Origin of the sequence: Cycloclasticus zancles 78-ME (assembly GCF_000442595.1) — a bacterium.
Lineage (GTDB): Bacteria > Pseudomonadota > Gammaproteobacteria > Methylococcales > Cycloclasticaceae > Cycloclasticus > Cycloclasticus pugetii.
The window spans coordinates 1,660,694-1,672,913 of record NC_021917.1; the positions used below are offsets into that span (position 1 = coordinate 1,660,694).

10 protein-coding genes are annotated in these 12,220 nt (G+C 40.6%); 1 reads left to right on the top strand and 9 read right to left on the bottom strand.

Annotated features, from left to right (window positions below):
• Positions 1-32 precede the first annotated feature (32 nt).
• The 3 genes from dnaQ to CYCME_RS08020 are packed head-to-tail and all read right to left on the bottom strand — an operon-like array spanning position 33 to position 1,934.
• Positions 33-746, bottom strand: coding sequence for a DNA polymerase III subunit epsilon (dnaQ, locus tag CYCME_RS08010; protein WP_020162074.1), 714 nt, complete (start codon positions 744-746; stop codon positions 33-35).
• Positions 743-1,180, bottom strand: a complete 438-nt coding sequence (rnhA, locus tag CYCME_RS08015) for a ribonuclease HI (protein WP_015005765.1) — start codon at positions 1,178-1,180, stop codon at positions 743-745. Before rnhA ends, dnaQ begins: the two co-directional genes overlap by 4 nt.
• On the bottom strand, positions 1,149-1,934 hold the full coding sequence (locus tag CYCME_RS08020) for a class I SAM-dependent methyltransferase (protein WP_015005764.1): 786 nt from the start codon (positions 1,932-1,934) through the stop codon (positions 1,149-1,151). Before CYCME_RS08020 ends, rnhA begins: the two co-directional genes overlap by 32 nt.
• A gap of 58 nt (positions 1,935-1,992) precedes the next feature.
• Between CYCME_RS08020 and CYCME_RS08025 the strand changes: the two genes are divergently transcribed.
• On the top strand, positions 1,993-3,591 hold the full coding sequence (locus CYCME_RS08025; protein WP_020932722.1) for a LysM peptidoglycan-binding domain-containing protein: 1,599 nt from the start codon (positions 1,993-1,995) through the stop codon (positions 3,589-3,591).
• Between the two features lie 10 nt (positions 3,592-3,601).
• On the opposite strand, the gene CYCME_RS08030 is transcribed toward CYCME_RS08025, so the two are convergent.
• The 6 genes from CYCME_RS08030 to CYCME_RS08055 form a co-directional block, all read right to left on the bottom strand.
• Positions 3,602-5,596 (bottom strand): dipeptide ABC transporter ATP-binding protein, encoded by a 1,995-nt coding sequence (locus tag CYCME_RS08030; RefSeq protein ID WP_020932723.1) that lies wholly within the window; start codon positions 5,594-5,596, stop codon positions 3,602-3,604.
• A 5-nt stretch (positions 5,597-5,601) separates the two neighbouring features.
• A complete protein-coding gene (gene serB / locus CYCME_RS08035) occupies positions 5,602-6,429 on the bottom strand; it encodes a phosphoserine phosphatase SerB (RefSeq protein WP_015005761.1) in 828 nt (275 codons plus the stop codon).
• 46 nt (positions 6,430-6,475) lie between these two features.
• Positions 6,476-7,825, bottom strand: coding sequence for an ABC transporter permease (locus tag CYCME_RS08040; RefSeq protein WP_020162070.1), 1,350 nt, complete (start codon positions 7,823-7,825; stop codon positions 6,476-6,478).
• Positions 7,825-8,802 (bottom strand): ABC transporter permease, encoded by a 978-nt coding sequence (locus tag CYCME_RS08045; protein ID WP_015005759.1) that lies wholly within the window; start codon positions 8,800-8,802, stop codon positions 7,825-7,827. The genes CYCME_RS08040 and CYCME_RS08045 overlap by 1 nt, the downstream gene beginning before the upstream one ends.
• Positions 8,799-10,886 carry an ABC transporter substrate-binding protein gene (locus CYCME_RS08050; RefSeq protein WP_020932724.1) on the bottom strand — a complete coding sequence of 696 codons (2,088 nt, stop codon included), beginning with the start codon at positions 10,884-10,886 and terminating at the stop codon, positions 8,799-8,801. The genes CYCME_RS08045 and CYCME_RS08050 overlap by 4 nt, the downstream gene beginning before the upstream one ends.
• A gap of 66 nt (positions 10,887-10,952) precedes the next feature.
• A complete protein-coding gene (locus CYCME_RS08055) occupies positions 10,953-12,215 on the bottom strand; it encodes a dicarboxylate/amino acid:cation symporter (protein ID WP_016389460.1) in 1,263 nt (420 codons plus the stop codon).
• Between the last annotated feature and the right edge of the window lie 5 nt (positions 12,216-12,220).

A 12,220-nucleotide genomic window follows, 5' to 3' on the forward strand; every position in this document is an offset into this window, starting at 1 on the left:
ATGACTTTTCTTAATATTTACACGCCTTATATCTACTGAGCAGTTTGGTTAATTTTATCCCAAACACATTGGCCACCGGACGCCTTATTAATCATTTCCATTCGCTCAGCGTGCTTTTCTAACTCGTCACTGCTCGCCTTAATAACTGGTAAAAGCTGGCGATTCTTATCTAACATTTTAGGCTCAAATACAGTATCCGTTTGATGCTCATCAGCAAACAGGGAGTTCTGCCCACCGGTCATCATCAAATACACATCGGCTAGAATCTCAGCATCTAACAAAGCGCCATGCAACGTTCGTTGGCTATTGTCTATCTCAAAGCGCTTGCAAAGCGCATCTAAGCTATTGCGTTGGCCAGGAAACATCTTTCTAGCCATATGCAGAGAGTCTGTCACCTCACACCACGATGCCATATCTGTATGATCCGAACCCATCAAACTGTATTCATGATTAATAAAGCCAACGTCAAATGCCGCGTTGTGAATAATCACTTCGGCTCCTTTTAGATACTCGAAAAGTTCTTCTGCAATATTCTCATATAACGGTTTATCCGCTAAAAACTCAGCTGTTAAACCATGCACCTCAACAGCCCCTTCATCAATATCTCGCTGCGGATTCAAGTAATAATGGAAATTGTTCCCTGTTAAACGTCTATTAACCAACTCAACGCATCCTACCTCGATAATACGGTGCCCCTGTTTTGGCTCAAGCCCAGTGGTTTCAGTATCTAAAATAATTTGTCTCATAATGAATCTATACCCATATTTGCCAGCTCATCGGCCCTATCATTACCTACATTACCACTATGCCCTTTAACCCAAACCCATTTAATAGTGTGCGGTTGAGCCAATGCATCTAATTGTTGCCAAAGATCCACATTTTTAACGGGCTTTCTACTCGCCGTTTTCCAGTTTCTTTTTTTCCAGTTGGGTAACCACTCATTAATGCCACTTAAAACATATTTAGAGTCACTATTGATGGTTAATTCCGCTGGTTCTTTTAATAGTTTCAACGCTTCAATTACCGCGGTTAGCTCCATACGGTTATTGGTCGTTTCTAGCTCTCCCCCGTAAATTTCTTTTTTAGTCCCGTTGTACTGCAAACTGGCGCCCCAACCGCCTATTCCTGGGTTTCCTCGGCATGCGCCGTCAGTGTATATTTGTACGCTCTTTTTTAACATGTATTATCTTTGTCGCTGGTTCAGTTAGAGGTGAAATAAATCGTTTTTTTAAATCTTTTAAATGAAAAATAGGCGTGCCACCTGAAACACGCTTAACACCCATTACAAAATATGCGGCTGGCAAAAAGGGCAAACAGGCCAGTACCTTTTCAATAAGTTTTTGTCGTGTCGTCGTCGCTTCTTTTTTATGCAATGGAAACAAACAGCAACCTTTGCTTTTTTCAATCTCGAAATTCAACAACCTTAACCAATCGACCACCCGATAACGACTAATAAAATGACCGTTCCAAGGTGTTTTTTTCATCACTTTTGGTAAAAATCGAGGTAAATGCCAAAAAGACCATGGATTAAACCCCATCAATAAGATAATGCCTTCAGGCCTTAATACTCGATCTACTTCGCGCAAAACTTGGTGAGGGTTTTCTTCAAACTCTAATGTATGCGGCATAATAACAACATCTACACTATGCGTTTCTATCGGTAAACTATCGGCCTCCCCGACGATGCATGGGTAGTTTGTCGTCTTGTTTAACTCATGGTCCAAAATAGTGTAATGAGCAAAACGCATTGCTTCATGAAGCTCGTCTTCCCAACCGATAAAATCAAGCTGTAATACTTCTGGGTGAAACCCCTCTTTGAGTTTTTCACTTAATAAAACAGATTCCGTTTGCCGAAAAATTTGCCCAATAGGCGACTCAAACCAATGACGAAGTTCGCTAGTGCTGCCTATAAATGAGTTTTTTCTGTCTACCATTAATTAAACAACCTATAATTAGAATATTAAACTAACCCGTCACAACTAGCCCAATTCAATGCGATATTTAATCACAAATAAAACGATCAGTTTTCTTTTATTTGCCAGCTTTACTATACTTATTTCTTGTACCCCGATACAGCTTAAACCGACGCCAACAGCTGAACTAAACCCTTCTACTGAAGCACAATCGCTAGCCAGTTCAAGCACTATAAAGGCTGTTCAAAAAACGCCTTCATCTAACGTCAATTTGTCGAAAAATCTCTGGTCTCGTTTGTTCTCATTGTATCAATTCCCGACCATTGAAAACGACCGCATCCAAGCTGAGATTGACTGGTACAGCAAACACCCTGACTATTTAATACGCGTTCAACAAAATGCAAAACCGTATCTTTTCCATATCGTTAATGAAATAGAAAAACGCGGACTTCCCGGTGAACTTGCCCTCTTACCCATTGTTGAAAGTGCTTATAAACCCTTTGCTTATTCGCATGGCAGAGCTGCTGGTTTATGGCAGTTCATCCCCTCTACTGGTGTCGCATACGGCTTAAAACAAACTTGGTGGTATGATGGGCGACGTGATGTGTACGCTTCTACAAATGCTGCTTTAACTTACCTTACAAAACTATCTAAACGATTTGATGATGATTGGTTTCTTGCCTTAGCTGGCTATAATGCAGGCGGCGGTTCTGTGTCGTCAGCAATGAGAAAGAACAGACGACTCGGTCGCCCAACTGATTTTTGGGCACTTAGCCTTCGCAAAGAAACGCGACATTACGTCCCCAAATTAATTGCCATTGCAAGTATTCTTGCAAATGCCGACAAGTACAATGTAACACTCATCGATATCCCTAATGAGCCATTTTTTGAAAAAGTAAACATTACAAAACAACTTGACCTTGCTCGCGCCGCTGAGCTTGCCGAAATTAGCATTGAAGACTTATACATTCTTAACCCTTCATTTAACCAATGGGCAACCAGCCCTGAAGGGCCCCATTACCTACTACTTCCCGTGTCTAAATCTGCCGATTTTAAAACTAAATTGGCTGCTTTACCCGACTCACAACGCTTAAAGTGGGTTCACCATAAAGTTAAAAACGGCGAAACTTTGGGACAAATTGCTAGACGTTACCGCACGACGGTTACACAAATAAAACAAGCTAACCCTATTAAAAACAACCTGATCAGAGCTGGCAAGCATCTACTTATACCTACGGCTAATTACAATAATCGTTTATACGCTAGTAATGCGGATATGCGTAAAAGTGACATTATTAACACCTCGCGCCAGGGGCAAAAAGTAGAGTATTACGTTCAGTCAGGCGATTCATTCTGGAGTATTGCTAAACAATACGGAGTGGGCGTTCGCAGCTTAGCTAAATGGAATGCAATGGCCCCCAGAGATACCTTAAGAATTGGTCAAAAGCTGGTTATTTGGAGTCAGCACCCAACACATCCAAGCCCGCGTACGCAACTCGCCTCTAAACGTAAAAACCAGACTATTCGCTATACCGTAAAAAGCGGTGACTCTTTGTACCTTATTTCTAGGAAGTTCAACGTTAGCATTATAGATTTGAAACGTTGGAACACCTTAAATAAGAAATACCTGAAGCCAGGACAAAAACTAAAAATTATTGTTGATGTCACCAGGACATAACAAGCTACGTTTACCGATACAACAAACAGGCTACTTTATGGCTTTCACTCAATAACACATCAGTCGGTTTGATTTGGCTACAATCAGCCATCGCTTGATCACAACGTGTATGGAAATGGCAGCCAGTTGGCGGATTAGCGGGTGATGGCGTATTATCTGGTAGTTTAATGACCTTTTTCCCCAAATCTTTATCCCAGCTAGGAACTGCTTCAATCAATGCCTTTGTATAAGGGTGAGCCGGGCGATTAAGTACCTCTTCAACCTTGCCATATTCAACAATTCGCCCTAAATACATAACGGCAACCTTATCAGCTAAATAAGCCACCACTGACAGATCATGAGTAATAAATAAATAACTAAGCCCTTGCTCATGTTGCAGTTGTTTCAACAAATTTAAAACTTGCGCTTGCACAGAAACATCTAATGCACTGGTTGGTTCATCACAAACAATTACTGACGGATTAACCGCCAAAGCACGGGCAATACAAAGACGTTGACGCTGCCCACCTGAAAACTCGTGAGGATAACGTAATCTAACCTCTGTTGTTAAGCCAACTTTAAGCAGTAAGCTGTTGCACTCACGCACAACATCGGCATCACTTAAATTAGGTTTTAACGCCCTAATTCCTTCCTCCAAAATATCACCAACCAGCATTCTTGGGTTCATCGATGAGAATGGATCTTGGAAAATAATTTGCAGCTGCTGGCGGTATGCTTGAAAAGCTTTTTCTGAGAGCTTTGCGATATTCTGCCCTTTATATACAACATCACCCGATGTAATAGGCAACAATCGTAACAGTGCTTTTCCTAACGTGGTTTTGCCACAACCGGACTCCCCAACTAACGCAGTTGTACTGCCTGCTGTTAATTCCAAACTAACCTCATCTACCGCCTTAACCTGCCCAACCGTGCGCTTTAGCAAGCCTTTCTTGATCGGAAAATAAACTTTTAGTTGATTAACCGTTAACGATGAATGGTTTACCGCATCTTCATTTGAAGAAGCCAATGTAGTCCCTAGTTTCTCAACCAGTTCAAGCTCGCCTACTCTTATACACCTTACTTGATGTGTATTAGATACCTCGGTCCACTCAACCATAGTCGAATCTACACAAGACGACTGTTTAAAATCACAACGATCTGCAAACCGGCAGCCAGCAAATGGCTGCGATAGCTTAGGAACTGTGCCTGGCAGGGTTACCAACGACTCCTTGCGCTTTTCCATTTTAGGAACAGCATCAAATAAACGCTGACTATAAGGATGTACTGGCTTTTTAAAAAAGTCATCTCGCGATGCCATTTCAACTAACTGCCCTGCATACATCACCGCAACTTTGTCAGCCATATCAGACACAATGCCCAAGTCATGCGTGATAATCCATAACGACATGCCCATTTCTCGCTGCAATTCTTTAAGCAACTGTAGAATTTGCGTTTGGATAGTTACATCTAGCGCTGTTGTCGGCTCATCGGCAATCAATAAATCAGGCTCATTTGCTAACGCAATGGCAATCATCACTCGCTGTCTCATTCCTCCGGATAATTGATGGGGGTAATCAGCATAACGTTCATCTGCATCCGGTATGCCGACTTGTTTAATCAATCCTATGACACGTTTTCTTACATCCTCAGCGGCTTGTTTCTTATGCACTAAAACTGCTTCTGCAATCTGCTCCCCAATACTTAGCACTGGGTTCAACGATGTCATTGGATCTTGAAATATCATCGATATACGCACTCCACGTACCTGACGCATATCTTTTTCTGCCATCCGTAATAGATCGACGCCCCGATATAGTACCTTTCCTGCTGTTATTTGCGCGTTATTAGACAACAGCCTCATTACTGATAAAGCAGTCACTGACTTGCCACAACCCGACTCACCAACCAGTGCAAAGGTCTCCCCTTCAGCAATGTCAAAACTTACACCATCAACCGCTTTAACCGTTTCAGACGGTTGATTAAATTGAGTCATCAGTCCGTCAACGGACAGTATCGGTGCGCGCATCTTAATTAAGCTTTTAGTAGATCAACCACAGCATCTAAACCACGATGGTTTAATTGAATATCCGTTTGAGCCTGAACGGTTGGTTTTGCATGATAAGCCACGCTTAAACCAGCACAATTCATCATCAACAAATCATTGGCGCCATCACCCATTGCTATCACTTGATGCTGCGCTAACCCCAATTCCTTAGACAACGCTAATAACAAATCTGCTTTTGATTGTGCGCCAACAATATCACCCTCCACTGCACCGGTTAGGCAACCATCAGCAACTTCCAAGGTATTAGCTAGTGTGTAATCTAGGTTTAATCTGTTTTTTAATTTTTCAGTAAAAAAAGTAAAACCACCTGACACTAGGGCCAACTTTATCTTTGACTGCTTTAAATAATCATTAAGTTTCTCTGCACCCGGGTTTAGCTTTAACCGTTCATCATAGACACGCTGCAACTCCCCGACAGGTAACCCTTTCAATAACGCAACTCGTTGAGTCAACGACTCTTCAAAATTTAACTCACCACGCATCGCAGCTTCTGTAATACTCGACACTTTTGGCTTGATACCTAACATATCAGCAATTTCATCAATACATTCAATAGAAATTAATGTTGAGTCCATATCAGTGACTATTAAGCGTACTTGCTGTCCATCGAAATGATCTGGTAACCGACTTACATCGCAGTTTAATGCCTGGCGTACTGCTGAAAGCTCAACAAGCTGTGGACTCGTTAAGCTATAAAACCCATCGTTAGGTTCAGCTTTTGTATCAAAAACCTTACTGATATAAGAAAGGTCTTGATCAGAAAAAAGAGCATCATGGAAAATATATTTATTCATTATTCAATACGTTACAAATTTAATTTAAGTTAATCTACGCTTTCAATTATATTGATCTTGGGTCAAAAGCATCCCGTACGACATCCGCAAATAAATTAGCCGCTAACACCAAGGTAAACATAAAAATAAACGCCGCGGTTAAAGACCACCAAACAATCGGCTCACGCGCCATTTCTAACCGCGATGTATTAATCATATTGCCCCAGCTGTAGGTTGATGGATCAACACCTATATTTATATAAGACAGAACCGCTTCGGCCAGCACTAATCCACTAAAATCGAGCACAATGGTAATCATCACTATATGCATGACATTAGGCAGCACATGCCGCTTCAACAATTGAAACTTTCCAACACCTAATGCTCGGGCAGCAACAACATAGTCCATTTCGCGAATTTTCAAGGTTTCCGCACGTAATAGTCGACAAAGCCCTGTCCAACTCGTAATACCTAAAATCATACACAGCAGCAAGAGCCGCATATCCGCTCTGTCTTCTACTGTGGTAAATAATTCAGGGTTATTTGCCATATAGACCTGCGCCATTAAGATAGCTGCAGCTATCAGTAACACACTAGGAATGGAGCTTAGGGTGGTATAGAGGTATTGAATAACATCGTCTATCCAACCACGAAAAAACCCAGCGGTTAAGCCAAAAGTAATCGCTATAGGCAACATAACAATGGTTGTCAGTGCACCAATAACCAAGCCTGTACGAATACTTTTTATCGCTTGATAAAGCACATCTTCGCCCACCTTGTCTGTACCTAAAACATGGTAATGAGGTGCTAACATTGTTAAAACAGACACTAAGCAAAATATAACCAATAGCGTTAAGAGACAACTCTTGAGGCCATTAGAGCCAGTAAATAATGCACGTTTACTTATCAGCTTAAAAATAGCTATTAAGAAGAACCAGACCAAAACCCCCGTTGCTAGTCCTTGTAAGATTTTAACCAGGATATCTTTTTGCTTATTAGATGGTTTAGCTAAATGCGCCCCTCCATGAAGCAACGGAGGATAAACCCAGCGAGTAACACCGCTTGCATCGACACGCATTTCTTTAGCATAGGCCAAATGTGCAAAAGGCTTAGAGTACGTTTTCTCTACCTTTGTGCGCAAAGGCGTCAATATGATATCCAACACACTGACGACTTCTGCATGTTCATTTATTTGTCCATTCGCTAATGTTTCATGATGCTCAAGCCGAATAGAATCTAACGTACCAATCAATAAAAACACCAATAAAACGGTTAGTGATATAACGCCAACCGAGTTGTTCATTACTTTTAACCAAGGCCGGCGTAAATGTTCTTTTTTTCGAGAATAGCAAACAGCCCATACCCCACTGATCACAAGGGCAAACACAGCCATATCTGTCCATAAAAGCGTCAGCATTAATCTAGCCGTACTCTTGGATCAACCAAGGTGTAAGAAATATCGGTCAAAAGCAGGCCAATAATGTATAAAAATGAACCAAGAAACACCATTGAACGAACAATAGCAAAGTCTTGACTACTGATCGCGTCAATGGTGTAACTGCCTAAACCCGGTATTCCAAAAAACGATTCGGTAATCAAGCTCCCCATAAAGAGCAAGGGTAATATCACAACAATGCCGGTTAGAATTGGAATCATGGCATTTTTAAGCACATGTTTAAATAATACTTCGATATCAGACAGCCCCTTTGCTTTTGCTGTTCTAACATAATCCTTTGCAGCCTCTTCTAAAAATAACGTACGGTACCAGCGAACACCAGAGCCTAAACCAGACACCACACCAATCAACACAGGTAGGATAATAAACTTAAGTGCATCGACACCCGGAGCATATCCAGAAATGGGGGTTAGCGCTAACAACTTGCCTACAAAATATTGACCAGCAATAATATAAAACAGCCCTGAAATAGACATTAAGGCTATACATAAAAACAAACCACCAAACTCTAAAATACTGCCTCGATAAAATATTAATAAGAGGGCAAATGTAATATTTGCTAATACCCCAAATATTAATGATGGAATAGCGATAGCTAAACTGGGCCACATCCGTTGCGAAATATCGGCAACAATATCACGACCACTATCAGAAACGCCTAAATCAAATACAAACAAACCCACTGATTTTTCAAAAAAAATTGTTTCCGAAAACTGTTTAACACCCGCTTCTTGCTTGTTCCACAGTAACGGTAAGTTATAGCCACGTTGTTGCTTCCAGTTATCAACCGCAGCCTGAGTCACATGTTTATCACCCAGTTGCATTCGCGCCATATCATCGGGTGAGTTAACAATAAAAAATAGTACAAACGTTAATATATTGACCCCAAGCAACACAGGTAATACATAAAACAAACGTCTGATAATGTAATTAATCATAGGGCTGTGGAACGCTCAATTCGCCGATAGATAATGTAAGCAGGTAATAGTAAACAGGCTATCACCAATAAAACGAACACTAATGGCCAATAAACCGGCGCATTCCATTTCTTTTGATATTCATCCCTCATCTCAGGGTCAATATTGATGTATTTAGTTTTATTATTGACCATTAAATTGGGGTATGCATTTTTATACCAAGCATGATGTAGTGAAAAAGCTTTTGGATGAAAGCCCCATAACCACGGTGCATCTTGTTGGCTGATTGCTACCATTTGTTTAATGATCGCTTGGCGTTCAGGGGTATTTTCCATGGCGCTCATTTTCTCAAACAAACGATCAAACTGTTTATTTTGATAATTAGAAGCATTTTCACCACCATGAATTGATTTGGCATTTTTGCCATATAACAAAAATAAAAAATTCTCAGGATCTGGGTAATCTGCATTCCAACCCCACATAAACATTTGCGCATTACCATTACGCATTTTTTCTTGGAAGCGATTGTAATCTGTACTACGAATAACCAGTTGAATATTAAGTTTATCAAACTGTTTACGTAACCAATTTAGTCTAGCTTTACTATCTGGCCCACTGTCCATTGTGTCAAAATATAAAACCAACGGTTTCCCAGTTGCTGGGTCTAACCCATTCGGGTAGCCCGCCTCAGCCAGCAACTCCCTTGCTTCAGCCACAGTCCGTCTGCGTAAGCCATCACGCCAGTTATAAACAACAGGGTTCATCCCTTGCTTACCAGCAACATGACCAAAAATACCTGGAGGAATAATACTTTGTGCTGGAACACCACGACCATTTTGAAAAATTGAAATATATTCCTCATAATCCATAACTATAGAAATAGCATGACGTAGCTTTCTAGTCTTGTCAGAATCACCACCAACAACATTATCTAACATATTAAACGCGAAATAATAGGTCGATGTTGTCACCGCTGTTTGTAGGCCAATGCCACGTGCAATCATATTATCGGTTAAACCAACATCCCCTTGCGCCGAAAAACTAACCGCTTGGTCAAAACTATCTGAACTAATACCGGAAACATCGTAATAACCTTGTAAAAATTTATTCCAATAAGGAATGCTCTCTTTTTCTAACGAGAAAATCACTTTATCTGTTAAGGGTAATGGTTTGCCTGAATCCATCAATAAGGTCTGAATATCTGCACCAGGGTATGCTTCTGAAGGGTAATACTCCGTATGAAAATTAGGGTTTTTTGCCAGAACCATTCGTCTATTAGGGTTATTTTCTTGCAAAAAATATGGTCCTGTTCCCACAGGGAACCAATCTAATGTTATGTTTTTTTCTACCAATAGAGGGTTTGAATAAAACTCATCTGCTTCCCAGGGCATTGGTGCAAAAAATGGCATTGCTAACCAATTTATAAACTGTGGGTATTTCCCTTTGATGCGAATCGTAAAGTGTTGACCCGTTAATTTTTTGATGCCAGTCATTTGCTCAGAGTGCAAACGTTGAGTTTTACTTAATCTAGGCGATTTATTTTGTAATGCCGTTTGTTTTTCTGAAAACTCTTTAAAACCCACTATATAGTTCGCCATTAAGCTGGCTATTGGTGATTGTGTTGCTGGGTCAGCCAAACGCTTTATTTGATAAATAAAATCATCTACCGTTAATGTACGTGTTGCCGTTGGTAAGTCGTATAAAGACCGAGTATCCCAACCCTCGGGCAATGTTTTATGTAATTCAAGATTAAAACTCGGGTGGGGCTGAAATTTAATATCATTTTTAATTGTTAAATGATATTCACTAAAAGCAATATTGGCCACATCAGCATCGTCTGGCAAATATTCACCTTTCGCATTTAGGTAGCTGACCGAAGGCATTTTAGCGGCCGCTAGCGGTTCTAATTGATAAGGGCGTTTTAAATAATGGTATTGAAATAAAGGTTCGTAGACCTGCGCAATAATGGCATACTCATTTGAACTGTACGCTTTCGCAGGATCAAGATGCTTAGGCCGTTCAGAAAATGACGAATATATGACCTTGCCTTCTCCGTGATCCTCAACATAGGGGTTATTTAAAGCCTTATCTGTACAAGCAGACATTAATAGCACTAAAAAGAGAAAACCCGCTGCCCTACGCAGTTTAATTACTGGCTTATTCACGATGATTTATTTTGATTGTAAAACCTGATCTTCGCCTTCACTTCGAGCAATAATAACTGCACCACAAGAATCACTAAATACATTAACGCTGGTTCTACACATATCCAAAACACGATCGACAGCAAGAATAAGCCCAATGCCCTCTAATGGAAGCCCTATTGTTACCAAAATAATACTGATTGCAACAAGACTTGCCGCTGGAATACCCGCTACACCAATCGAGGTAACCAAGGCTGTTAGGACAATAAGAAACTGCTCAGTAAACCCTAAACTTAAGCCATAAGCTTGAGCAATAAACATAGCTGCCACGCATTCGTATAACGCCGTACCATCCATATTAATAGTTGCACCTAACGGCAAGACAAAGCTACTTGTACGATTTGAAACACCTGCGTTTTTTTCAACACACTCTAACGTAATGGGCAGTGTGGCTGACGACGAGCTTGTTGAGAAAGAGGTCAGCAATGCGGGGGTCATCGCTTTGTAATGGCGAAGTGGTTTAACGCCACCGAGGTATTTCAACACTAATGGCATAACACCAAACATATGAATAACTAAAGCACCTAATACCGTAAAGAAAAAATAGGCTAATGGTAAAAAAGCAGCTAAGCCTGTTGAAGCAACTACTTTAGCTACTAAGCCAAAAACACCGATCGGTGCAAACTTCATGACCCAATCGGTCATTTTCATCATTACATCCAATACTGCATTCCAAAATGTCAGCAAAACTGTTTTTCTTTGTTCGATTATTTGAGTCATAAAATAGCCAAATAATAGTCCAAAAAAGATCAGCCCTAACATTTGACCATTGGCTGCTGCTGCGACAATATTGGTTGGCACCATCCGTAAAAATATACCGGTGATATCAGCAGCTCCTTTTCCTTCTAGCTTTGAAGCAACCTCTGTAATATCTTCCGTTAAGCCAACACGATCACGAACTGGCTCGCCAGCAATGATGCCTGGCTCTACGATATTAACCAAAACCAAACCGATTAAAATAGCAACCAGACTGGTCGACAGATAATACGTAATTGTCTTCCCACCTAAACGACCTAAACCACCTAAGTTACCCATATTTGCAATTCCACAAATAATCGATGACAAGATCAATGGGACTATCAACATTTTTAGTGCATTAAGAAATAACGTACCTAAAAATACATACACATCATAAAAAGTGAATGAACCTATACCCGCTTCTTCTCCTGTTGCAATACCCGCAATAATCGCTAAGCCAATTGCAATAAAAATTTGCCAGTGTAGTTTCATTTCAA